Source organism: Belnapia moabensis DSM 16746 (assembly GCF_000745835.1).
GTDB lineage: Bacteria > Pseudomonadota > Alphaproteobacteria > Acetobacterales > Acetobacteraceae > Belnapia > Belnapia moabensis.
In genome coordinates this window covers 70858-93885 of the sequence record NZ_JQKB01000007.1, presented here as the reverse complement: position 1 = coordinate 93885, position 23028 = coordinate 70858, and the positions used below count along the sequence as shown (strand labels likewise).

Annotated in this window: 24 protein-coding genes and 1 pseudogene; 12 read left to right on the top strand and 13 right to left on the bottom strand. The window is 70.6% G+C overall.

What is annotated here, in order from left to right; genetic code table 11:
* Nucleotides 1-31 precede the first annotated feature (31 nt).
* Nucleotides 32-1696, top strand: coding sequence for a DEAD/DEAH box helicase (locus EP26_RS06520; protein ID WP_043337177.1), 1665 nt, complete (start codon nucleotides 32-34; stop codon nucleotides 1694-1696).
* A 120-nt stretch (nucleotides 1697-1816) separates the two neighbouring features.
* Here the strand turns inward: EP26_RS06520 and EP26_RS06515 are convergent, their stop codons facing one another.
* Nucleotides 1817-2200, bottom strand: a complete 384-nt coding sequence (locus EP26_RS06515; protein WP_043337175.1) for a response regulator — start codon at nucleotides 2198-2200, stop codon at nucleotides 1817-1819.
* Nucleotides 2201-2643: 443 nt separating this feature from the next.
* Between EP26_RS06515 and EP26_RS31730 the strand changes: the two genes are divergently transcribed.
* The 4 genes from EP26_RS31730 (at nucleotide 2644) to EP26_RS06495 (ending at nucleotide 6518) form a co-directional block, all read left to right on the top strand.
* Entirely contained in the window at nucleotides 2644-3129 is a 486-nt protein-coding gene (locus EP26_RS31730) for a HutD/Ves family protein (protein WP_052388875.1), read from the top strand.
* 49 nt (nucleotides 3130-3178) lie between these two features.
* Nucleotides 3179-4237, top strand: coding sequence for an LLM class flavin-dependent oxidoreductase (locus tag EP26_RS06505; protein ID WP_043337173.1), 1059 nt, complete (start codon nucleotides 3179-3181; stop codon nucleotides 4235-4237).
* Nucleotides 4234-5910 carry a M3 family oligoendopeptidase gene (locus EP26_RS06500; protein WP_043337170.1) on the top strand — a complete coding sequence of 559 codons (1677 nt, stop codon included), beginning with the start codon at nucleotides 4234-4236 and terminating at the stop codon, nucleotides 5908-5910. The genes EP26_RS06505 and EP26_RS06500 overlap by 4 nt, the downstream gene beginning before the upstream one ends.
* A gap of 119 nt (nucleotides 5911-6029) precedes the next feature.
* A complete protein-coding gene (locus EP26_RS06495; protein ID WP_043337169.1) occupies nucleotides 6030-6518 on the top strand; it encodes a hypothetical protein in 489 nt (162 codons plus the stop codon).
* Here the strand turns inward: EP26_RS06495 and mtnC are convergent.
* From mtnC to EP26_RS06475, 4 genes are read right to left on the bottom strand one after another with little or no spacing between them, the layout of a single operon-like run.
* The gene (gene mtnC, locus EP26_RS06490) at nucleotides 6500-7216 is read right to left on the bottom strand and encodes an acireductone synthase (RefSeq protein ID WP_043337168.1); all 717 of its coding nucleotides are present in this window, start codon (nucleotides 7214-7216) and stop codon (nucleotides 6500-6502) included. The genes EP26_RS06495 and mtnC overlap by 19 nt on opposite strands.
* Nucleotides 7206-7742: a 1,2-dihydroxy-3-keto-5-methylthiopentene dioxygenase gene (locus EP26_RS06485; protein ID WP_043337166.1), complete on the bottom strand. Its 537-nt coding sequence runs from the start codon at nucleotides 7740-7742 to the stop codon at nucleotides 7206-7208. The genes mtnC and EP26_RS06485 overlap by 11 nt, the downstream gene beginning before the upstream one ends.
* Entirely contained in the window at nucleotides 7739-8350 is a 612-nt protein-coding gene (locus tag EP26_RS06480; protein ID WP_043337162.1) for a methylthioribulose 1-phosphate dehydratase, read from the bottom strand. Before EP26_RS06480 ends, EP26_RS06485 begins: the two co-directional genes overlap by 4 nt.
* A complete protein-coding gene (locus tag EP26_RS06475) occupies nucleotides 8350-8619 on the bottom strand; it encodes a twin-arginine translocase TatA/TatE family subunit (RefSeq protein ID WP_043337160.1) in 270 nt (89 codons plus the stop codon). Before EP26_RS06475 ends, EP26_RS06480 begins: the two co-directional genes overlap by 1 nt.
* Nucleotides 8620-8923: 304 nt before the next feature.
* On the opposite strand from EP26_RS06475, the gene EP26_RS06470 reads away from it, so the two are divergent.
* Nucleotides 8924-9886: a TerC family protein gene (locus tag EP26_RS06470; RefSeq protein WP_043337157.1), complete on the top strand. Its 963-nt coding sequence runs from the start codon at nucleotides 8924-8926 to the stop codon at nucleotides 9884-9886.
* A gap of 13 nt (nucleotides 9887-9899) precedes the next feature.
* Here EP26_RS06470 and EP26_RS06465 read toward each other — a convergent pair whose 3' ends face one another.
* Nucleotides 9900-10868, bottom strand: a complete 969-nt coding sequence (locus EP26_RS06465) for a Bug family tripartite tricarboxylate transporter substrate binding protein (RefSeq protein ID WP_043337155.1) — start codon at nucleotides 10866-10868, stop codon at nucleotides 9900-9902.
* A gap of 70 nt (nucleotides 10869-10938) precedes the next feature.
* Nucleotides 10939-11898, bottom strand: coding sequence for an AraC family transcriptional regulator (locus EP26_RS06460; protein ID WP_043337153.1), 960 nt, complete (start codon nucleotides 11896-11898; stop codon nucleotides 10939-10941).
* Nucleotides 11899-12058: 160 nt separating this feature from the next.
* On the opposite strand from EP26_RS06460, the gene EP26_RS06455 reads away from it, so the two are divergent.
* Nucleotides 12059-12559, top strand: a complete 501-nt coding sequence (locus EP26_RS06455) for a cupin domain-containing protein (RefSeq protein WP_043337151.1) — start codon at nucleotides 12059-12061, stop codon at nucleotides 12557-12559.
* A 21-nt stretch (nucleotides 12560-12580) separates the two neighbouring features.
* Here the strand turns inward: EP26_RS06455 and phnE (EP26_RS06450) are convergent, their stop codons facing one another.
* The 5 genes from phnE (EP26_RS06450) to phnD (EP26_RS06430) form a co-directional block, all read right to left on the bottom strand.
* The gene (gene phnE, locus EP26_RS06450) at nucleotides 12581-13408 is read right to left on the bottom strand and encodes a phosphonate ABC transporter, permease protein PhnE (protein ID WP_043337149.1); all 828 of its coding nucleotides are present in this window, start codon (nucleotides 13406-13408) and stop codon (nucleotides 12581-12583) included.
* Nucleotides 13405-14205: a phosphonate ABC transporter, permease protein PhnE gene (gene phnE / locus EP26_RS06445; RefSeq protein WP_281177070.1), complete on the bottom strand. Its 801-nt coding sequence runs from the start codon at nucleotides 14203-14205 to the stop codon at nucleotides 13405-13407. The genes phnE (EP26_RS06450) and phnE (EP26_RS06445) overlap by 4 nt, the downstream gene beginning before the upstream one ends.
* 71 nt (nucleotides 14206-14276) lie before the next feature.
* Nucleotides 14277-15257, bottom strand: coding sequence for a phosphate/phosphite/phosphonate ABC transporter substrate-binding protein (gene phnD, locus EP26_RS06440; RefSeq protein ID WP_052388873.1), 981 nt, complete (start codon nucleotides 15255-15257; stop codon nucleotides 14277-14279).
* A gap of 27 nt (nucleotides 15258-15284) precedes the next feature.
* Entirely contained in the window at nucleotides 15285-16178 is an 894-nt protein-coding gene (phnC, locus tag EP26_RS06435) for a phosphonate ABC transporter ATP-binding protein (RefSeq protein WP_245624305.1), read from the bottom strand.
* 14 nt (nucleotides 16179-16192) lie between these two features.
* On the bottom strand, nucleotides 16193-17179 hold the full coding sequence (phnD, locus tag EP26_RS06430; protein WP_052388872.1) for a phosphate/phosphite/phosphonate ABC transporter substrate-binding protein: 987 nt from the start codon (nucleotides 17177-17179) through the stop codon (nucleotides 16193-16195).
* Between the two features lie 137 nt (nucleotides 17180-17316).
* On the opposite strand from phnD (EP26_RS06430), the gene EP26_RS06425 reads away from it, so the two are divergent.
* The 4 genes from EP26_RS06425 to EP26_RS06410 all read left to right on the top strand — a co-directional run bounded on the left by EP26_RS06425 (nucleotide 17317) and on the right by EP26_RS06410 (nucleotide 22031).
* Nucleotides 17317-18282 carry a Bug family tripartite tricarboxylate transporter substrate binding protein gene (locus EP26_RS06425; RefSeq protein ID WP_052388871.1) on the top strand — a complete coding sequence of 322 codons (966 nt, stop codon included), beginning with the start codon at nucleotides 17317-17319 and terminating at the stop codon, nucleotides 18280-18282.
* Nucleotides 18283-18512: 230 nt separating this feature from the next.
* On the top strand, nucleotides 18513-19493 hold the full coding sequence (locus EP26_RS06420) for an ATP-grasp fold amidoligase family protein (protein WP_043337144.1): 981 nt from the start codon (nucleotides 18513-18515) through the stop codon (nucleotides 19491-19493).
* Between the two features lie 71 nt (nucleotides 19494-19564).
* On the top strand, nucleotides 19565-21208 hold the full coding sequence (locus tag EP26_RS06415; RefSeq protein WP_043337142.1) for a long-chain fatty acid--CoA ligase: 1644 nt from the start codon (nucleotides 19565-19567) through the stop codon (nucleotides 21206-21208).
* An 85-nt stretch (nucleotides 21209-21293) separates the two neighbouring features.
* Nucleotides 21294-22031, top strand: a complete 738-nt coding sequence (locus EP26_RS06410) for a metallophosphoesterase family protein (RefSeq protein WP_043337343.1) — start codon at nucleotides 21294-21296, stop codon at nucleotides 22029-22031.
* A gap of 69 nt (nucleotides 22032-22100) precedes the next feature.
* Here the strand turns inward: EP26_RS06410 and EP26_RS06405 are convergent, their stop codons facing one another.
* Entirely contained in the window at nucleotides 22101-22565 is a 465-nt protein-coding gene (locus EP26_RS06405; protein WP_043337139.1) for a GNAT family N-acetyltransferase, read from the bottom strand.
* Nucleotides 22566-22685: 120 nt separating this feature from the next.
* On the opposite strand from EP26_RS06405, the pseudogene EP26_RS39015 reads away from it, so the two are divergent.
* A pseudogene (locus EP26_RS39015) lies at nucleotides 22686-23028 on the top strand (hypothetical protein); the annotation flags it as partial.

The window sequence follows — 23028 nt, the reverse complement described above, 5'->3', positions numbered from 1 at the left end:
GGACCCCGCCGTAAGTTTTCCGGATACCTTGATGCCCTTTCCCCCGCTTCCCGCTCCGCTGCAGGCCGCACTCGCCGAGCGTGGCTATGCAGAGCCCACCCCCGTCCAGGCCGCCGTGCTCGAGGCCGAGACCGAAGGACGCGACCTGCTCGTCTCCGCCCAGACCGGCTCCGGCAAGACCGTCGCCTACGGCCTCGCCATGGCCCACCTGCTGATGGGCGGGACGGACCGCCTGCCCGCGCCCGGCCAGCCGCTCGCCCTCGTCGTCGCCCCGACCCGCGAATTGGCCCTCCAGGTCCAGGGCGAACTCGCCTGGCTGTACGCCAAGGCCGGCGGCCGCGTCGTCACCTGCGTCGGCGGCACTGACCCGATCGCCGAGCGCCGCGCCCTCGAACGCGGCGCCCATCTCGTCGTCGGCACCCCTGGCCGCCTCCGCGACCACCTGGAGCGCGGCAACCTCCGCCCGCAATCCCTTCGCGCCGTCGTGCTCGACGAGGCCGACGAGATGCTCGACCTCGGCTTCCGCGAGGAGCTGGAAGCCATCCTCGAGACGACGCCCGAGGACCGCCGCACCCTCCTTTTCTCGGCGACCGTCCCCGCCGGCATCGCCGCCATCGCCCGCACCTACCAGAAGGACGCGCTGCGGATCGCCGCCGGCGATGCCGGCGCCCAGCACGGCGACATCGAGTACCGCGCCCTCATCATCGCCCCGCACGAGATCGAGCGCGCGGTGGTCAACAGCCTCCGCTTTTTCGAGGCGCGCTCGGCCATGGTCTTCTGCCGCACCCGAGCGACGGTGACGCGCCTGCACGGCAACCTAGCCGAACGCGGCTTCGCTGCAGTGGCGCTATCCGGCGAACTCTCCCAGGCCGAGCGCAACCGCGCCATGCAGAGCCTCCGCGACGGCCGCGCCCGCGTCTGCGTGGCGACCGACGTGGCCGCCCGCGGCATCGACCTGCCCGATCTTGGCCTCGTCATCCATGCCGAGCTGCCGAACGACCCGGAGACGCTGCTCCACCGCAGCGGCCGTACAGGCCGCGCCGGCCGCAAGGGCATTAGCGCGCTCCTCGTTCCCCACAACCGCCGTCGCGCCGCCGAGCGCCTGTTGCAGGCCGCCCGCGTCCAGGCCGCCTGGGGCCCCGCCCCCTCGGCCGAGGCCATCCGCGAGAAGGACGACGCCCGCATCCTCGTCCAGGCAACGGAACTCGCCGCCGAGGAGCCGATCGACGGCGACCTGGCGCTTGCCCGCCAGCTCCTCGCCTCCCAGTCCCCCGAGGCCCTGGCCGCGGCCTTGATGCGCACCCTCCGCGCCCCCCTCCCGGCACCCGAGGACCTGGCCGAGATCAGCGACCGCCCGCCGCCCCGCCAGCCCCACCCGGCGGCGGCCGGCAACGCCCCCGGCGCCTGGTTCAGGATGAATCTCGGCCGCAACGGCAATGCCGACCCCCGCTGGGTGCTGCCCTTCCTCTGCCGCCGCGGCAATGTCACGCGCCAGGAGATCGGCCGCATCCAGGTGCAGGAGCGCGAGACCCGCTTCGAGGTCGCCCCCTGGGCCGCCGACCGCTTCGCCTCGGCCGTCCGCCGCCCGGGCGATGCCAAGGACGCGCATATCCGCATCCAGCCCTCCGACCCGCCGCTCGCCGACACGCCTCGCCCGCGCCCGGCGGCGCCCCGTCGGCAATACGAGAAGCGGTAGCAGCCGCCCGCCCTCGCTCCCTGTCCTAGCGCTGCCGGGGCAGGGCGCGGGACCACCCGGCCCGGCACGGCCAGCCCGGCGGAACCGCCCTTGGCCGTCATCCCCCGCCCGATGACGTCGTCAGATGACCGACACCAGCGCCGAGGTGAGCCGCGCGAGGTCGAACGGCTTCTGCAGCATCGGCGCGCCCGCATGATCGCCGATCTCGCAATCGTAGCCGTAGCCGGTGGCGATGACGAAAGGTACCTTCATCCCCGCCAGCCGGTCGGCGACCTGCGTCATCCGCTGGCCGTGCAGGTTGACGTCGAGCACCGCGGCGTCCAGCGCGCCATCCTCGATCAGCGCCAGCGCCTCGGCGACGGTAGCGGCAGGGCCGACGATGGTAGCGCCCGCCTCCTCCAGGCTGTCCCCCACCAGCATGGCGACGAGCGCCTCATCCTCGACGACGAGGACGCGTCGTCCGGCCAGTTCGCGGGAGGGCCTGGGTGTGATCCAATGATGCATGGCGTTTCTCCTCTCCGGGAGTACTTCAGTCTTTTTCTGACCTGGAAATATTGCGCAACTAAAGCGGCTGGATGATGGAAGGTTCTGTCCAACCCGTCTGTTCACTACTGGACACATGCGAGTGCAGCATGCATCGCTCCCATTCGAGGCACCTGCCTGTCATTCGGCAGCGTTGAGATCCGGGCCGGCGCCTGCCTCTCACAGCCGCGCATTGACCCCCTGGATGACGCCATGGCACTCGCGGGCCGCCGCTTCCAGCCGGGCCCGGTCGGCGATGATGTGCGCCCCGTGCCATGGTTGATGCAGCCGCCCAGATGCAGCTGTCGCCCCTTGCAGGCCGATGGCTGCGTCGAATGGACATGCCGCGCGAGGACGTAGCGGGTTCCCCCGATCTTTCTCTCCATTAGGGTGCAAGACCCAACCCAGCCGCGCCGGACCCGTCGATGCACCTTCACCATTTTGGCCTCACCGTCTCCCCCTGGCGCAACGGCGCCGGCCGCAAGGCGGATGTGGTCGGCGGCCCCGGCTGGCTCGTCACTTTTGCCTGGGTCGACAAGGATGCCGAGTTCTCCGACTTCGCCGGCCAGGACCGCACCATCACCCTGATTGAGGGCGAGGGCTTCACCCTCGACTTCCAGGGCCAGCCGCCGCTCGTCCTCGACACGCCGCTCCAGCCCCGCTGGTTCGACGGCGGCTGGCGCGCCCGCTGCCGCCTGCATGGCAGCCCGAGCATGGTCCTCAACGCCATCTCCGACCGCGCCCAATGGCAGCATTCGGTCGAGATCCGCAGGCCCCGCCCCGACGACACCGGCTTCGCAGTGCTGCTGGAAGAAGCCGGCCCTGGCTACCGCCGGCTCGATACGGTCAGCCTGCCCGCCCCCGCCGTCACCGTGCCCTGCGTCGTCATCCGCTTCGACCGAAAGGCTTGAGGCGCCGGCGCCATGGGCCGACACTCTCCGCAAAAGCGGGAGGCGCCTCATGGATTTCGGCCAGTTCAACCTGATGGGCTATCGCGGGCCGGGCACCGACCTGGCCAGCCTCTATGACGGCGCCGTCGCCCAGGTGAGGGCGGCGGAGGAGGCCGGCTTCGCCATCTCCTGGTTCGCCGAGCACCATTTCTCGAATTACTGCGTCTGCCCCTCGCCGCTGATGATGGTCGCCCGCTGCGCCGGCGAGACCAGCCGCATCAGGCTCGGCAGCGGCGTGGTCATCGTTCCGCTCTACCACCCCTCCCGCCTCATGGCGGAGATCGGCATGGTGGACCAGATGACCCATGGCCGCCTCGTGCTCGGCATCGGCAGCGGCTACCAGCCCTTCGAGTTCGAGCGCTTCGGCGCCGATCTCGCCGAGAACACGCCCCGCACCCTGGAATTCATGGAGATGCTGGAACAGGCGGTGGCCAACGAGACCTTCAGCTTCGACGGCCGCTTCCACCGCCTGCCCGAGACCCATATCGCCGCCCGCCCGGTCAATGGCGTGCCCGAGGTCTGGGTCGCCGGCGACAACCCGGAGCTCCACCGCATGGCGGCCCGGCGCGGCTATGTCGTGATGGTGACGCCCCGCCACTACACCGCCGAACTTCTCGCCAAGGCCCGCGCCCGCTTCGAGGCCACCTACCGCGAGGCCGGCCAGGACCCGGCGCGGCTGCGCTTCGGCGCGCTCCGCCATATGTGCGTCACCGACAGCAAGGCGGAGGCCGAGGGCTTCCTCGAGAACATCCGCTACCAGATCCGCCTCTCGCAGAGCCTCCGCCACCGCGAGCAGCACATGCAGGGCGGCATGCTGATCGAGAAGCCCTGGCCCGGCGAGATGAGCCTCGAGGACATGGCCCGCCACATGCTCGTCGGCGATGCCGAGACCATCGCCGAGCGCATGCTGGCCGAGATCAGGGCCGCGCAGCCCTGCCACTACCTCCTCCAATTCCAGGCCGGCGCCTCGACAACCGCGCTCGCCCTCCGCAGCATCGAGGGCTTCGCCACCAAGGTGCGTCCCCTGCTGGAACGCGCCCTCGGCCCGCTCGAAAGCCTCGCCGCATGACGACACCCCGCTTCGCCGACCTCGCCTTCCCGACGCCCACGCCGGAGAGCCTCGCCGCCGAGCACGCCGCGCTCGACGCCCGGCTCGACGCCGGCGCCCTCGCGGATGCGCTCGCCGCCTGGGACCGCCAGCGCCGCGACTACGAGAGTTGGTCGAGCCTCGTCCATCTGCGCTTCTCCCAGGATACGCGTAACGCCGAGGCCAAGGCCGCCCGCGAATATGCCGACACCCTCTCGCCCGAGGCGACGGCGCATGAGGTGGCGCTGAAGCGCCGGCTCCTCGCATGGCCCGACCGCGCCGCGCTGGAGGCCGCCCTCGGCCCGCACACGCTGCGCCTGTGGGAAACCGACGTCACCACCTTCGACCCGGTCATCGCCGCCGACCTGGAGGAGGAGGCGAAGCTCACCGCCCGCTACACCGAGCTGATGGCTTCTGCGAAGCTCGCCATCCGCGGCACCGAGACCAACCTCTCCGGCCTCGCCCCCTATGCCGAGGACCCCGACCGCGCCACCCGCCACGAGGCCGAGCAACTGCGCTGGTCCTTCTTCGCCACTCATGGCGAAGAACTGGACTCGCTCTACGACGCCCTCGTCCGCCTCCGCCACGGCATGGCGCGGAAGCTCGGCTACGAGAACTACCTCCCCCTCGGCTACCGCCGCCTCCGCCGCACCGATTACGACGCCGCCGATGTCGCCCGCTACCGCGACCAAGTGGCCGAGCATGTCGTCCCCCTCATCGCCCGCCTGCTGGAAGCCCGCCGCCAACGCTTCGGCTGGGACCGCCTGCGCTACTGGGACGAGGCGCTGATCGACCCCGAGGGCAACCCGAAGCCCATCGGCGACCACGACACCCTCGTCGCCGCGGCGCAGACGATGTTCGACCGCATGGACCTGCGCCTCGCCTCCTTCTACCGGCTGATGGAGGAGGGCGGCTTCCTCGACATGCGCAACCGCCCCGGCAAGGCGGGCGGCGGCTTCTGCACCAGCTTCCCCACTGTCGGCGTCCCCTTCATCTTCGCCAATTTCAATGGCACGCATCACGACATCGGCGTCTTCACCCATGAGATGGGCCACGCCTTCCAGAACTGGGAAAGCCGCGAGCTGCCCGGCATCGACCAACTCTGGCCCACCATGGAGGCCGCCGAGATCCACTCCATGAGCCTCGAATTCCTCACCTATCCGCATATGGGCCTGCTGGTGGGGGAGGGGGCGGCGGAGCGCTTCCGCCGCATGCACCTCGAGACCTCGCTCGCCTTCCTGCCTTACGGCGTCTGCGTCGATCACTTCCAGCACGAGGTCTATCAGAACCCGGAGGCGACGCCCGCCGAGCGCCACGCCATCTGGCAGCGCCTCGAACGCCGCTACATGCCCTGGACCGATTACGGCGACCTCGAATACCCGGCAAAGGGCGGCCGTTGGCAGGCCAAGCAGCACATCTACAACTCGCCGCTCTACTACATCGACTACACGCTGGCGCAGTGCTGCGCGATGCAGTTCTGGGTCAAGGCCCGCCGCGACGCTCCGGCCGCGCTGGCGGACTATGTCGCCCTCTGCGCCCGCGGCGGCAGCGCCCCCTTCCAGGCTCTCGTCCGCTCGGCCGGGCTGATCTCGCCCTTCGCCCCGGGCGCGCTGGCCGATGTGGTGCGGGAGGCGGAGGCGGTACTGACCGCCTGAGCCCCCTTCTGGCCGCCCTGCCAGGGCAGGGCGGCCACAGGCGTGTCTCCTGTACCTAATTGACATTGCGAGTCATTCGCATCTATGCGGCCGGGAACAGCCTGCATAGGGAGGCCGTCGTGGGCCATATCCGACTCCCCGCCGCCAGCTACGCCAGCACCCCCCAGGCCATGGCCGATCTCTGGCCATCCGAGACCCTCATCCTCACCGCGCTCCGGGACTGGCTCGACGCCGTGCGCCATGGCGAGAGCCCGCTGCCCCGGCTGGGGCGGCTGATGGCGGGCCCCGGCATCCCCGACGCGGCGCTCTCCATCGACCACCTGCTGCGCGTCATCGCCCGCAGCGCCCGCTGGCAGGTCGATATCCGCTGCGCCTGCTGCCCTTATCTCTCGCGCGACGAGCAGCGCCTGCTCTGCGCCGCCGCGGAGGCCCAGGCCGGCCTGCCCGCCCGCGCCCGCGCCACGCTGCAAGCCGGTCTGCTGCCGCGCCAGGGCGCCGAATTCGCGCTCGCCTCGCTGGAAGGCCTAGGCCGGCTGATGCGCTCCGCCGGCCTCATCCTGCCGCGGCGCTTCGCCGGGCAGGGGACGGATCAGCCGGCCTGGCTGTGAGTCGGCAGCCCGAACCGCCGCGCCACCTCGGGGAAGTCCCGCGCCTCCGCATGCCGCCCGGCGGCGACGGTCCCGTCATCCGGTCGGACGAGCTGGCATCCCTGCATCCCAGCCGCCACCGCCGCATCCAGCTCCTCCGCGACATCGGAGAGGAAGAGCACCTCGCCCGGCGCCACCCCGAGCGCCCTGGCGATGGCGTCGTAGCTCGCGCGCTCCCGCTTCCCCCCGACCCGCGTGTCGAAGAAGCCGCCGAACAGCGGTACCAGGTCGCCCGCGACGGAATGCCCGAAGATCAGCCGCTGCGCCTCCTCCGAGCCCGAGGAATAGACCGCGAGCCGGATGCCGCCCGCCGCCCAGGCCCGCAAGCACCCCGCCACATCCGGCCAGAGATGCCCCTTGAGCCGCCCATCCGCATAGCCCTGCCGCCAGATCAGCCCCTGCAGCGCTTTGAGCGGCGTCACCTTCGCATCCGCCGCCATCCACGCGCGCAACACCTCGGCCGGCTCCCGCCCCGGCTCCGCCGCCCGCACCTCATCGAGGATCGCCGCCACGGCTGGCTCCGCGCCATGCGCGGCGAGGAACCCCTCCAGCGCCTCGGCCGCGAAGGGAAACAGCACCTCCTTGACGAAGGCGATGGCGGTGGTGGTGCCTTCGATATCCGTCAGCACCACCCGCGGCGGCACGGCCTCAGGCGGCAACGGGGAAGCGCTGCGCCATGTCGGTGCCAGTGAACTGCGCCACCCAGCCAGAGGGATCGGTGAAGACCCGCAGCGCGCAGAAATCCGGCCGCTCGCCCGCGTCGAACCAGTGGCGGGTATTGGCCGGCACGCTGATCAGGTCGCCCTGTTCGCAGCGCGCATCCCAGACCTTGCCGTCGACATGCATGACGAAATGCCCGGCGCCACGGACGAAGAAGCGCACCTCGTCCTCGGTATGGATATGCTCGTTGAGGAATTTCTCGCGCATCGCCTGCGCCTGCGGATGGTCGGGCGTCAGCGCCACCACATCCGCGCTGCCCGCGCCCGTCGCGCCCATCAGCGCGTCGAGATGCGGGCGGTAGGCTTCGAGGATCTGCTCGTTGGTAGCGCCCTCGGGGAGGCTCACGCCCTCCCATCGCTCGAAGCGCACGCCGATGCCGCGCAACGCCTCGGCAATCCCTGCCGCATCCTCGGTCTTCAGCAGCTCGCGGCCACCCTCGGCCTCCCACACCGTCAGACGGCTCATGACAGCCTCCTTGCTTCCAGCTCGCAGCGGAGCATGAATTCGACCGCCTCCAGCCGCATCAGCGCCTGCGGCATGTCGACGCCCCAGACATAGATACCATGGCCGCGCAGCAGATACCCAGGGAGGACCGTGCCGTCCTCGGCCCATCGCGCCTCGACCACGCCTTGCAGTCGTGGAATGTCCTGGTCATTATCGAAGATTGGGAGACCGACGGACGCCTGATGCGTGGCGAGGCCCGGAAAGGCCTTCAGCAACTCATAGCCTTCGAGCCGGATGCTCCCACCCAGACGCCGCGACAGCACCGTCACCGGCACCGAATGCCCGTGCAGCACCGCTCCCGCCTCCGGGAAGCGCCGGTAGATGCCGCAATGCAGCCCCGTCTCGGCGGAGGGCCGGTCGCCCTTGCGCAGCGGCCGCCCGTCTAGGCCGACGCGGATCACCCCGTCGGCCCCGAGGAAGCCCTTGTGCCCGCCGGAGCGGGTGATCGCCACCGTCCCGTCCCGCAGCCGGACCGAGATGTTCCCGGCCGTCGCCGGAACCCAACCGAAGCGGTCCAGCCGCTGCCCGGCAGCGATGATCGCCGCCGTGGCCTCGGCCAGTTCCGTCATCAGGCCGCCGGGCGGCTCGTCGTCGTGGTGGTGGAGGCGTGCGGCGTCGTCGTCGCGGCCGGACCCTGGATCGTCCCGGTCGGATGCGTGCCCGGCGCCGGCGGCGCGCCCTCGGCGAGCGAGGCGTCATCCTCCTCCTTCATGTTCTTCTTGAAGGATTTGATGCCCGTGGCGAGGTCGCCCATGAGGGTGCTGATCTTGCCGCTGCCGAAGAGCAGAAGCACGACCAGCAGCACGATGAGCCAGTGCCAGATGCTGAAGGAACCCATGTGACGCCCCGATAACCCTTTGTTGGTGGCCGCGCTTGGCAGCCCTGACCGGGCGGGACACTACTGCCCCGGCCCCCATAGAGCAAACGCGGAGATGGCGTGGCGGCAGGCCCATGACAACAGGCTTGACATCCCTTTCCATATTGGTCATATCGGTTCCGATCCGGGCCCCTCTGGCCGCCCGGCCGCTGGCCCTCGAGCCCGCTGCCGGGTGTGCGATGTCGGATCGCGTGCAACGTCGCGCGATCGGGCCCGTCGATTTCCGCAAGGCCAGCCCGTCGCGCCAGTGAGGAGCTCACCGGCAATGGAGCCGTCCATCTGGTTCTGGGTATGGTTCAACCTGGCCATTCTTGGCCTTCTGCTGCTCGATCTCGGCGTCCTCTCCCGCAAGGACCCGGACGGCCAGCCCGTCGCGGTGCCGGTGCGCACGGCGCTCTGGAAATCCGCGGCCTATGTCGCCCTCGCCCTCGGCTTCTTCGCCTGGCTCTGGACAAGCTACGGGCCGGAGGAAGGCCGCCAGGTCCGCGCCCTCGAATTCCTGACGGGCTATGTCATCGAGTGGTCGCTCTCGGTCGACAACATCTTCGTCTTCGTGCTGATCTTCGCCAAATTCGGCGTCCCCGCCGCCTACCAGCACCGCGTGCTGTTCTGGGGCATCCTCGGGGCGCTGGCGATGCGCGCGGCGATGATCCTGCTCGGCACCAGCCTGCTCCGCGAATTCGACTGGCTGATGGTCGTCTTCGGCCTCTTCCTCGTCTTCAGCGGCTGGAAGATGCTGCAATCCGTCAACGCGCCGGAGGGCGACCCGCGCGACAACCCCGTCCTGCGCTTTCTGCAGCGCCACCTGCCCGTGAGCAACGGCTTCCGTGGCAGCGCCTTCACCGTGCGCGAGGCGGGCAAGTGGATGCTGACGCCCCTCGCCCTGGTGCTGATTCTGGTGGAACTCACCGACCTCGTCTTCGCCCTCGACAGCATCCCGGCGATCTTCGCTGTCACCACCGACCCGTTCATCGTCTACACGGCGAACGTCTTCGCCATCCTTGGCCTGCGCGCGATGTACTTCGCCCTCTCAGGCATCATCCATCGCTTCCGCTACCTGAAGCACGGGCTCTCGGTCGTGCTGATGATCGTCGGCGCGAAGATGCTGGCGAACTGGTGGGCGGGCGGCAAGGCGGTGCCGGTCGAATGGGCGTTGCTGCTGACCGGCAGCATCATCGGCGGCTCCATCGCGCTCAGCCTCTGGCGCACCCGCCCCGGCGCCGCCTGAGCGAGGAAGGGGATCAGGCCTCCGCCCTGATCCCCAGCCGCCGGATCAGCCCGCCCCAGCGCGCCGCCTCGGCCGCCATGTACTCGCGCATCGCCTCCGGCGAACTCGCCACCACCTCGAACCCCGCCGCCTCCAGCGCCGTCCGCGCCTCCGGCACCGCCAGCGCCCGCTGCGCCTCGGCCGAGAGCCGCGCTACCCGCTCGCCCGGCGTCGAGGCCGGCGCGATCAGCCCGATCCAGGCATAGCTCGCCGCATCCGCGATTCCCGCCTCCGCCAGCGTCGGCACCTCCGGCGCCTGGCGAATCCGCGCCTCCGCCGTCACCGCCAGCGCCCGCACTTGGCTCTCCCGCAACTGCGGCAGGATGCCGGCCGCGATGATGACCATCGCGTCGATCCGCCCCGCGACGAGGTCGATCACCGCCGGCGGAAAGCCGCGATAGGGCACATGCAGCATCTCCCCGCCCGCCCGCGCCAACAGGTCCATCATGGCGAGATGCCCGCCCGAGCCCGAGCCCACCGAGCCGAAGGAATACTTCCCCGGCTCCGCCTTCACCTTCGCCAGGAATTCGCCGAGATCCTTCACCGCCAGATCCGCCCGGACGACCAGCAGCTGCGCTCCCCGCATCAGCAGCGAGACCGGCGCCAGATCCCGCACCGGATCGTAGGGCAGGTTCGGATAGAGCGCCGGCGCCGTCGTCAGCGGCCCGTTGATCGAGACGCCGATGGTGTGCCCATCCGCCGCCTTCGCCACCGTCTCCGTGCCGATATTCCCGCCCGCCCCCGGCCGGTTGTCGACCACGCAAGGCTGCCCCAGCACCTGCCCGAAATGCGCCGCCACTGCCCGCCCCGCGATATCCGGCGTCGACCCCCCTGGAAAGGGGACGACCAGCCGCAACGGCCGCTCCGGCCAGGGCGCCTGGGCGATGGCGGGTGCTGCGAGCAGGGCAGGGGCGCCCAGCAGCAGGCGGCGCGGGATGGGCATGGGCGGCGTTCCCTTGACGAGATTCGCCCCGCTTCCAGCACGAACCCGCCCGGCCCGTAAAGCCGCCGAGTCATTGAGGCAGGCGCTGCTGCCGCCACTCGCGCGGCGAGAGGCCGTGATGCCGCTTGAAGGCGCGGCTGAACGCCTCCTCCGAGGCATAGCCCACCGCATGCGTCACCTGCCCGACGGTCCGTCCGCTCTCGCGCAACTCCTGCCCGGCCCGGTGCAGTCGCCACGCGGCCAGGTAGCGCATCGGCGGCATGCCGAGCAGCGCGCAGAACCGCTCGACGAAGGCACTGCGCGACATGCCCACCGCCCGCGCCAGGCCGGCGACCGACCAGCGCATGGTGATGTCACCATGGATCAACCCGAGCGCCCGGCCGATGCAGGGGTCGCCAAGCCCCCGCAGCCAGCCCGGCCCCGCCGGCCCAGGCGAGGCGAGGTAGCGCCGCACCGCCTCGAGCAGCAGCGTCTCCGCCAGCCGCGACACCACATCCGAGGTCGGCAGGCGCCCCGCCGCCAGCTCGGCCGCGGCGAAGCGCACCGAGGCCTCGACCCAGCCCCAGGCCGCGCTCTGCCGCAAGTCGAGCCGCAGCACCGGCGGGAGGCTGGCAATCAGCGGGTTGGCCGCTCCTTCGCTGCCGAGGAAGCCGCAGACGAGATGCGTCGCCACGCCGCCGCCGCCATGGCGGATGCGCAGCAGGCTGCCCTCCGCCGCCGGCTGCAGCAGCGCATCCGCCCGGACGGGCGCGAGCCCCGGCCCGCTCGACAGCTCGTGCCCGTCGTTGCGCGGGAACAGCACCACCTCTCCGGCCTGGACGAGGAGGTCCGGCGCATCCGCGAGGCCGACCCGCATCTCCCCCTCGAGCACCACGTGGTAAGCGATCAGATCGGACGGCGCGGCCAGCAGCTCGGCCCAGAGTCCGGGCGGCACCTGCGCGGTCACGCACCAGGGCGCCGTGAAATGGGCCTCGACGAAAAGGCCGCCGGTCAGCCTTACGGATCGCAGCACATCCGAGAGCGGGTCCATCGGCCGAGCTCCGCCACCAAGCCGGACGCCCGGCTAGATCATCCGGCCGCCCGGTCATTCGTCTCCGTCGACGGATTGTCTAATTGTAACTTGTCGCGGGGCAATGCCGGCGGCAGCCCGGCTGCCCCCGGCCCGATCACGACCGCGGGGAGGGTAAGCAATGAGGAAACGCGAATTTGCAGTCGCCGCGCTGGCAGCCGCGGTGGCGCCGCTCGCCGCCCAGGCCCAGGGCGCAGCGCATAGCGGGGCGCAAGGCGGGCACGGCCATTCGCCGCATGCCACGGTGCAGCCCAACGCGCTGCGCTGGACGGCGCCGCCCGCCTATGCCCGCGGCGCGCAGCTCGCCGTCCTGCACGGCGACCCGTCGAAGGAGGGCATGTACGTTGTCCGCCTGCGCGTGCCCGCCGGCTTCCGCATCCCCGCCCACACCCATCCGAATGATGAGAACGTCACCGTCCTGTCCGGCAGTTTCAACGTCGGTACCGGCGACCGGCTGGACGAGAGCCGGGGCGAGCGGGTGGCCGCGGGCGGCTACTCCTTCGTCGCCAAGGGGATGACCCACTACGCCTGGTTCACTGAGGACACCGAGCTTCAGCTCCACGGCATGGGCCCGCAGGGCATCCGTTACGTGAACCCCGCCGACGACCCGCGCAACCAGTAGCGCCCGCCTGGCGGCGGCGGGTCAGCCGCCGATCAGCCGCCGCCTGAGCCGCGCCGAGACCCAGTCGATCGCAGCGACCGTCGCCACCATCAGCAGGATGATGAAGGCCACCTCGTCCCAGTGCCGCACTCGGATGCGCTCCGAGATCTGCAGCCCGATCCCCCCCGCGCCCACTACGCCGAGGATCGCCGCCGAGCGCGTGTTGCTCTCGAAGAAATAGAGCGCCTGCGCCAGCATCACCGGCAGCACCTGCGGCAGCAGACCGAAGCGCAGCCGCGCGAACCATCCACCCCCCGCCGCGGTGATGCCCTCCACCTGCCGCCGCTCGGCATTCTCGATCGCCTCGGCATTCAGCTTGGCGAGCACCGCCACATCGGCCGTGGCGATCGCCAGCACCCCCGCCAGCGGCCCGAGCCCCACGGCCCGCACGAAGGCCAGCGCCCAGATGAGCTGGTCCACCCCCCGGAACCCGTCGAAGACCCGCCGCAGCGAGAAGCGGAACAGTGTGTTGGTGACGACATTCCCCGCGCCGAGGAAGCCGAGCGGCAGCGCGACCAGCGCCGCGACGAAGGTGCCGAGGAAGGCCATGGCGACACTCTCCGCCAGGCCCTGCAGAATATCGACCCACAACTCCCCCGGCGAGGGCGGTACCATCAGCCTGAGGATCGTCGCCAGCCCCGACAGCCCGTTCCACAGCCGCCGCGGCGTCACGTCGAAATGCCAGAGCACCCAGCCGAGCCAGAGCAGGAAGGCCGCCCACCCCACGACCGCTAGAACCCGCCCGCGCGCGCCGCCGCCGAAGGCCCCGGGGATGCGCGCCCGCCACGCCGCCACATCCGCCGCGCTCATCGCATCGCCCCGATCACCCGGTGCCGCAGCCGCTCCGAGAGCAGGTCGATGGCGAAGACCGCGAGGATGATGAGCAGCAGGATGGCGCTGATCTCCTCGTAGTAGTTGAAGGCGATCACCTTGTAGAGCTCCTCGCCGATCCCGCCCGCGCCGACGAAGCCGATGACGCTCGCCGAGCGCAGGTTGATCTCGAAGCGCAGCAGCGCATAGCTGAGCAGGCTCGGCGCCACCTGCGGCAGCACGGCGAAGCGGCAGGCCTGCGCCCAGCTCCCGCCCGCCGAACGCACCCCGTCCCAGGCGCCGAGCCCGGTATTCTCGATGCTCTCCGCGAAGAGCTTGCCGCAGGCGCCCGCGGTATGCACGGCGATGGCGAGGATGCCCGCCAGCGCGCCGACGCCGAAGGCCCAGACGAAGATCAGCGCATAGACGATCTCGGGCACCGTCCGCATCGCCTCCAGCAGCCGCCGCGCCAAGGGGTTCACCACCCGCCCCGCACCGAGGTTGCGCGCCGCCGGGAAGGCCATCAGCAGCGCCGCGCCCGCCCCCATCAGCGTCGCCAGCGCCGCCATGTTCGCGGTCTCGAAGAGCAGCCAGCCCCAGCTGTCCAGCCGGTACATCCAGAAGGCGAGGCTGCCCTCCGTCTCCACGCCGCCGAGCAGCGCATCCCAGCGCAGCCCCGGCATGATGCGGCCGAAATACTCGCCGATCCGCGGCAGCCCAGCGAGCAGCGTCGAGGGATAGGCCTCGCTGACCCGCGCCGAAGCCAGCAGGCAGGCGGCAAGGATGACGAGCCCCAGCAGCGTCGCCCGCCACTTCTGCCGCCGCGCCGCCTGGTATGCGGCCTCGCCCTGGAGGATGACGGATGGGATCAGTTGCGCCGCCGGCGTTCCGCCGCCTCCTGCCGCCGCATGTCAATCATGAACTGGTAGTCGGCCGCCGAGACCTCGCGGTAGCCCGCCCCGCCGCCGCGCTCGATCTGCCGGTAGATGTCCGGATGCGCCTTCGGCAGCGCCAGGTGGAAGAGCTTCATGTCCTCCTTGAACGCCGCCGGCAGCTCGGTGCGCGTGGTCTGCGGCCCGTTGATGATCGGGTCCGACCGCCAGATGACGCGGAGCTGCTTCATGTCGACCAGCCCCTTCTCGACCATCGCCCTGAGCGCCCCGCGGGTGAAGCCCTGCGCCTCATCCCCCTGGCCGGAGGCCCAAGTCACCGCCGCGTCGTATTGACGCTGCAGCACGGCCACCACCGCCTGCTCGTGCCCGCCCGCGAATCCCGTCCGCCCGAAGAACTGCTCCGGATTGATCCCCTGCCGCCTGAGCGAGAAGCGCGGGATGAGGTAGCCGCTGGCCGAGTTCGGGTCCGACCAGGCCATCGCCTTGCCCCGCATCCCCTCGATCGAGGCGATCCCGCTATCGGCCCTGACCAGCATCACCGCGACATAGGAGACAGAGCCGTCCGCCTCCTCCGTCGTCACCAGCGGCTCGACGCCGCCATTGGTGTCGAGCCAGGCCCCCGCATAGGCCGCCGGCGACATGTTGGCGATGTCGAGCTGTTTCGCCCCGAAGGCCTGGATCACCCCCGCATAGTCGCTCGCCGGAAACAGCCTGACGGGCAGCTCGAAGGTCCGCTCCAGCAGCGCCCGGTAGGCATCGAACCGCCCCAGCCGGTCCGCCTCGTTCTCCCCGCCGAGCAGCCCGACGCGAAGCTGCGGCAGCTGCGCCTTCCACGCCCGCGCCCCGGCGGCAGGGAATTCGAGCCCCGCATCCACCGACCGCCGCTGCGCCAGGGCAGGGCAGGGAAGCAGGGGGGCGGCGATGAAGCCGGCCAGGGCAGCGCGTCGCGTCAGCATCGGGGAGCTCCGTCCAGGAAACCCGGACTATGCCACCGCCAGAGGGGCCGGGGCACGCTCGGCAGCCCGCCGCGCTTCCGCCTCGGCCGCGAATTCCTGCTCGGTGATGCCGTAGATCGACCGCACCCGCTCCGCCGTCAGCGCCGCCGGCGTCCCGTCGAAGACAATCTTCCCCGCCTGCATGGCGACGATCCGGTCGCAATACTCCCGCGCCGTATCGAGATGATGCAGGTTGACCAGCACGCTTAGCCCGTCCCGCTGGTTCACGTCGCGCAGCGCATCCATCACCAGCTGCGCGTTGCGCGGGTCGAGCGAGGCGATCGGCTCGTCCGCCAGCACCAGCCGCGGCTGCTGCAACAGGGCGCGGCAGAGCGCCACCCGCTGCTGCTGCCCGCCCGACAAGGTCTCCGCCCGCTGCAAGGCCGTCTCGGCCAGCCCGAACCGGTCGAGCGCCGCCAGCGCCATCGCCCGCTCCTCTGCGGTGAAGCGCCCCCCCACCAGCACCATCGCCGCCCGCCAGCCGCGCTGCCAGGCGAGCCGCCCGATCAGCACATTGGTCAGCACATCGAGGCGTTGGACGAGGTTGAACTGCTGGAACACCATGGCGCAGTCGCGCCGCCACTCCCTGAGCGCCCGCCCCTGAAGCGCCGTCACATCCCGCCCCCCCGAGAGGATCCGCCCGCCGGAAGGCTCCTGCAGCCGGTTGATCATCCGCAGCAGCGTGGACTTGCCCGCGCCCGAGCGCCCGATGATGCCGACCATCTGCCCGGCCGGCACCTCGAGATCCACATGGTCGACGGCGACCGTTGCGCCGAAGCGCCGGGTCAGCCCCTGCAATTCCAGCATGCCGCGCGCACCCGTCCAGGCCGCGTCATCCTGGGCCAGCGCCGCCACCGGCCGCAACCCCGCGGTCAGGCCCATGGCCCGGCCCCCCGTCAGGATCGCCGCCGCCGCTCGTTCGCCTCCTCGCGCCGCATGTCCACGAGGAACTGGAACTGCGCATGCGTCACCTCGCGGTAGCCGGTCCCGCCGCCGCGCTCGATCTGCTCGTAGACCTGCGGATGGCTCTTCGGCAGCGCCAGGTGGAAGGCCGTCATGTCTTCCTTGAACCCCGCCGGCAGCGCCGTGCGCACCGTCAGCGGCCCGTTGATGATCGGCTCCGAGGTCCAGATGATGCGAAGCTCGGACATGTTCAGCATGCCCTTCTCCACCATCGCCCGCAGGTTGCCGCGGGAATAGCCCTGTGCCACGTCGCCCTGGCCCGAGGCCCAGGTCATCGCCCCGTCATACTGCTTCTGCAGCACCGCGACGACGCCCTGCTCATGCCCGCCGGCGAAGCCCGTGCGGCTGAAATACTGCCCGCTCTCAACGCCGATCCCCGCCTTCCGCAGCGCGAAGCGCGGAATGAGGTAGCCCGAAGTCGAGTTCGGGTCCGCCCAGGCCATCGACTTCCCGCGCATCTGCTCGAGCGAGGTGACGCCGCTATCGGCCCGCACCACCAGCACCGAGACATAGGAGATGGACCCGTCCTTCTCCTCCGGCACCAGCAGCGGCTCGACGCCGCCATTGGTGTCGAGCCAGGCGCCCGCATAGCCGGAGGGGCCCATCGAGGCCACCTCGATCTGCCCCGCGCCGAAGGCCTGGAGCACGCCCGCATAGTCGGAGGCCGGGAAGAGCCGCACCGGGAGCTTGAAGGTCTCCTCCAGCAGCTTCTGGTAGGCGCCGAACCGCCCCAGCCGGTCGCTCTCGTTCTCGCCGCCGAGAAGGCCGATCCGCAGCACCGGCACCTGCGCCTTCCAGGCGCGTTCGCCCGCCTGCGGCATCGCCACATCGGCATCGAGGGTCCGGCGCGCGGCGCGCGCGGCGACAGGCAGCAGGGCGGCGCTGGCCAGGAGGCCGGCGATGTGGCGGCGAGTGAGCATCGGGGGTCTCTTCCGTTCAGGCTTGCCGCGCCTCTACCAATGCCCCGTGACAGACGGATGATGGAACGATGACATCCCCATGTCCCTTGCCAGCCCGCCCCCGCCGTCGCAGCTTCCGCTCAACCATGGAGGAAACGATGCCGGACCGCCGCACCCTGCTGGCCCTGCCCCTGCTGCTCGCCCCACGCCTCGCATGCGCCCAGGATGCCTTCCCCGCCCGCCCCATCGCCGTCTATTCCGGCTATGCCCCGGGCGGCGTCACCGACGTCACCTCCCGCGCCGTCGCCGAACGCCTCTCGCGCGAACTCGGCGTCCCCGTCGTGCTCGAGAACCGCGTCGGCGGCGCAACCGCCGTCGCCAACACCGCAGCGGCCCAGGCCCGGCCCGACGGCTATACCCTGCTGATGGGCACCTCCTCGCTCGCCATCAACCCCGGCCTCCAGCCGAACCTCACCCCGCGCGAGCCGATGCGCGAGCTCGCCCCCATCGGCATGGTCTTCCGCAGCGCCTTCGTCCTCCACGTCCATCCGAGCGTGCCGGCGAAGACCACCGCCGAGCTGATCGCCTGGTGCCGCGCCAATCCCGGCAAGCTCAATTTTGGCAGCAGCGGCACCGGCGCGGTGAACCACTTGGCCCTCGCCCTCTTCGCCCAGCGCGCCGGCATCGACGTCACCCACGTCCCCTATCGCGGCGGCGCCCCCGCGCTGATCGACCTCCGCGCCGGCCGCATCGGGGCGATGTTCCAGGCCGTCCTCGAGGCCCTGCCCGCGCTTCAGGACGGCGCCACCCGCGGCCTCGCCATCTCCTCCGCCAGCCGCGAGCCGCTGCTCCCCGACATCCCACCCGTTGCCGACACGCTCCCCGGCTTCGATGCCGTCTTCTGGCAAGGTCTCTTCGCCCCCGCCGGCACACCCGCCCCCATCCTCGCCCGCCTCGGCACTGCGCTCCGCGCCGCCACGGAGGATGCCGATCTCCGCGCCCGCCTCGCCCAGCAGGGCGTGGCGCTCACCACCGGCGACGCCGCGGCGCTCTCCGGCCTCCTCGCTCGCGAGACCGAGCTATGGGGCCGTCTCATCCGCCAGGCCGATATCAAAGCGGAGTGATTCTACCCAGAGATGACATCCATGTAACATCGGAACTATCCGAAACCGTCATACATACTTTGAAGGCCGTGGTGCCGAGGCCCGTCTTGTCCATAGAATGAAATGCGGCGTAACGCGGATTGACGACATGTCACCTGTGCAATGCCGATAAATTCCAGGACATTTCCAATAAAGAGACTGCCCGGCCCGCGTCCTGAGGATTAGTGTCCGGTTAGAACCAAGGTGCGTCGATGTCCGCAATGCTCCACCCCGCCGGACTGCAGGCCGAACGCCCGCTCGGCCCGGCGGAAATCGCTGCCCCAGCCCGCGCGGCCGTTGAAGGATTGCGTCAGACCATCCCTGCCACCCTCCGCCGCGCCGCCGATGCGCTACCCTTCCTCGACCGCCCCCGCGCGGCGCGCCGCCTCGCCCGGCGCATGGAGGCCGCGCTGGGCTACACGCCGAACCTCCGGCACCCGCGGACCTTCAACGAGCACGTCGCCTGGAAAATCCTCAACGACCGCAACCCGCTGATCCCGCTGACGACGGACAAGGTCACCGCCCGCGACTACGTGGCCTCGAAGGGCTGCGCCGACCTCCTGATCCCCCTCCACGGCATCTGGGACCGCGCCGAAGACATCGTCTGGGACGACCTCCCCAACCAGTTCGCGCTGAAGGGTGCCCATGGCTGGCAGATGAACCTTCTTGTCCGCGACAAGGCGACGCTCGACCGCGCCTCCGCCATCCGCGAGGCAAATTCCTGGCTCGTCGAGGACCACTACAAGCGCACCGGCGAGTGGGGCTACTACAACCTCCCCCACCGTCTGCTGGCTGAGTCCCTCATCGCGGGCGACCGCCCGAGCGGCGTGCCGGAAGACTTCAAATTCTACGTCTTCCGCGGCCGCGCGCGGCTGCTCTCCATCCATCTCGACCGCGGCACGGAGCAGTACGGCTACCGCTTCTACACGCCGGACGACCTCCGCCCGCTACCTTTCATGGGCGGCGGCTGGCGCGGCCCCGTCCCCTACACCCCGCCGCCCGAGGCCCGGCAGCTCGCCGCCATCGCGTCCCGCCTCGGCGAGGATTTCGACTTCGTCCGGGTCGACCTCTACCTCGCCGGCGGCAAGCCCTGGTTCGGCGAGCTGACCCACTACCCCGCCAGCGCCTGCATCCGCTTCCCGAGCATGGTGCAGGACCGCTTCATGGGCGACATGTGGTCGGGGAGGATCTGAACCCTCGGCTTGCACCAGGGCACCGGCACCGTCGATAGTCTCCCCCAAGCAACCAAGGGGAGACGACCACGATGCTGGGCCTGATGCAGGACCGACCGCTGCTGATCTCGAGCCTGCTGGAGCACGCCGCCCGCCACCACCAGGGTGCCAAGGTCGTCTCCGCTCGCCCCGACGGCACCCTCGTCCGCCATACCTGGTCCGAGATCGCCGCCCGCGCCGCCCAGCTCGCCCATGCCCTCACGGCCCGCGGCGTCAAGCGCGGCGACCGCATCGCGACCCTCGCCTGGAACGAGCACCGCCACCTTGAGGCCTATTACGCCATCTCGGCCATGGGCGCCGTCCTGCACACAGTGAACCCGCGCCTTTTCCCCGCCCAGATCGCCTATATCCTCGCCGATGCCGAGGACACCCACCTGCTGGTGGACCCGACCCTGCTCGCCGGCGCCGAGGCCCTGGCCGACAAGCTCCCCGCCAGCCTCCACACCGTCATCGTCATGGGGACGGACGCCGACCTTCCCGCCGAATGCCCCCTCCGCGGCCGCTGCGAGCTGCTCGCCCAGGAGAGCCTCATCGCCGGCCAGCCAACGACCTTCCCCTGGCCCGAGCTCGACGAGCGCAGTGCCTCCTCGCTCTGCTACACCTCCGGCACCACCGGCGAGCCGAAGGGCGTGCTCTACTCCCACCGCTCGACGGTGATCCACGCCATCAGCACCCTGCAGAAGGACTGCTTCAACATCGGCGCGCAGGATGTGGTGATGCCGGTGGTGCCGATGTTCCACGTCAATGCCTGGGGTATTCCCTATTCCAGCGCCGCCGCCGGCGCCTCCCTCGTCCTCCCCGGACCGAAGCTGGACCCCGCCAGCCTCCACCGTCTCATTGAGGAGGAAGGCGTCACCTTTTCGGCGGGCGTCCCTACGATCTGGACCGCGCTGCTGAACTGGCTCCGCGCCGACCCCTCCCGCCGCTTCGCCAACCCACCCCGCCTCGTCGTTGGCGGCACCGCGCTGCCGACCGCCATCAACGCCGGCTTCCTCAAGGAATACCGCGTCCCCATCCTCCATGCCTGGGGCATGACCGAGACGAGCCCCCTCGGCACCACCAATGCCCGCAAGCCCGAGAATGCCGATTGGGACGCCGACCGTTTCCTCGACTATGCCCGCAAGCAGGGCCGTCCCCTCTTCGGCATCGAGATCCGCATCCGCGACGGCCAGGGCCAGGAGATCGCCCATGACGGCGTGGCCTTCGGCGAGCTGGAGGTCCGCGGCCCCTGGGTCGCCGGCCAGTACTTCAACCGCCCCGGCGATGCGGCCTTCACCGAGGATGGCTGGTTCCGTACCGGCGACGTGGTGACGGTGGACGAGCTCGGCTGCATCGAGATCGTCGACCGCGCCAAGGACGTCATCAAGTCCGGCGGCGAGTGGATCAGCTCCATCACCCTGGAGAATCTGATTATGGGCCACCCCGCAGTGCAGGAGGCGGCCGTCATCGCCATGGCCCACCCGAAATGGGACGAGCGCCCGCTGCTGTTGGTCCAGCCCAAGCCCGGCGCCACCCCGACGGCCGAGGAGATCCTCGCCTTCTACGAGGGCAAGGTGGCGAAGTGGTGGATTCCCGACGCGGTCGAGTTCGTCGAGAGCCTGCCCCACACCGCGACCGGCAAGCTGTGGAAGGCCGACCTCAAGACCCGCTACAAGGACGCCCGCCGCGCCGGGTGAGGGGAGGGGCCGCCACCCCCACCCCTCATGCGCGGGCCCGACCCGCGCCTCCGATGGCATCGTATCCTGAACGGAGTTCATGCCGATGCGCATCGCGGTCCTCGCCGACGCCCACGGCAATCTGCTCGCTTTGGAAGCCGTGTTGTCTGACCTGCACCGGCAGGCGCCCGACCTCGTCGTCAACCTGGGCGACTTGGCCACCGGGCCCTTCGATCCCGCAGGCAGCGCCGATGCGCAAATCGCCCTGGGATGCCCGACCTTGGCCGGCAACCACGAGCGCAACCTTTTGGAGGGCGACGACTCCAGTGGCTCCGTCGCCTTCGCCCGCCCGCTGCTGTCGGCCGCTCACATGGCCTGGATCGCAACCCTGCCTGCGACGCTGCGGCTCGCGGATGGCGAAGTATTCGCCTGTCACGGCAGTCCTGCGGGGGGCGATCTCGATTACCTGCTTGATGACGTGGCGAGTGGCCGGGCAGTCCTCGCCTCCGACGATGCGATCCGGTCGAGGCTGGCGGGCATCGGCTCCGCGCGCCTCGTGCTGTGCGGCCACACGCACATGCCGCGCATGGTGCGGGTCGGCGACGTGACCGTGGTGAATCCCGGTAGCATCGGGATGCCCGCCTACACGGATGACGATCCGGTTCCACATGCGATCGAGGCCGGGGCACCCCACGCCCGCTACGCGGTGGTCACCCGCGAGCCGGGCGGAATATGGTCCGCCGCGCTGCACGCCGTCGCCTATGACTGGGACCGGGCCGCGGGGCAGGCCCGACGGAATGGCAAGCCGGGCGTGGCGCGCTGGACCGCGACCGGGCGGGTTTAGGAGATTCCAAGGCCGAAGCGGTTGACCTGGGGACCATGCACCCCCGCCATTCCCAAGCAGTTTCAGAGACTACGCTCGAAGCGCCAGGTGGAGGAATTGATTGAACGAGCTCACCTGATAGCCGCCGAAGACCTCGCCGTTCACGAAGCCCCGCCGCCGGTACAGCGCGAGCGCCGGCTCGAAGACCGGCCCCGTCCCCGTCTCCAGGCTGAGTTGCGCGAGGCCCTGCGCCAGCGCCTCGCCGATGATGTGCTCGAGCAGCGCGGCCGCCACGCCCCGGCGCAGATGGTCGGGATGGGTCCGCATGGACTTCACCTCGCCCGTCCCGTCGCCGAGTAGCTTGAGCGCCCCGATCCCGGCGATGGCATCGCCCTGCCAGGCCGACCAGACCGTCACCTCCGGCGCCGTCAGCCCCGACAGGTCGAGGGCATGAACGCTCCCGGGCGGCGAATTGGCATGCATCCCGGCCAGATGGAGGGCCAGCAGCCGCCGGGTCGGCTCGCCGGAAAGGTCGTCTTCGCGGATCTCGAACATGCGCGCCTGCAACGGTCTTGGCGCCGAGTATGCCGCCGCCAGCACGACCCGGAAGCCCCGCGCCTTGTATTTTGGCGTCGTTCCTGTTATGTTCGCGGACTGCTACGGGAGCCGCCCGCCATGCCCCTCCGCCGCAAGCCCCGCCGCCCCGACCCCATCCCCGCCGGCCTCTTCCCCGCCGACTTCCTCACCCGCCACGACATCCTCCGCCGCATCTACCTCGACCCGCTCACCTGCCTCACCCCGCCCCGACCCTGGGCGCCCATGACCGATGCCGAATGGGCCGCCCTCGCCCCCATCCTCGCCGCCATGGGCTGCGGCATGGCCGAGCGCGGCCGACCCCTCGACTGCACCCCACGCGAGCGGCTCGACGCCATCTTCCGCTGGGCCACCACCAAGCACCGTGGCGGCCGCGCGCCCTGGCGCCTGCTGCCCCCCGAGCACGGCAAGCCCGACACCGTCT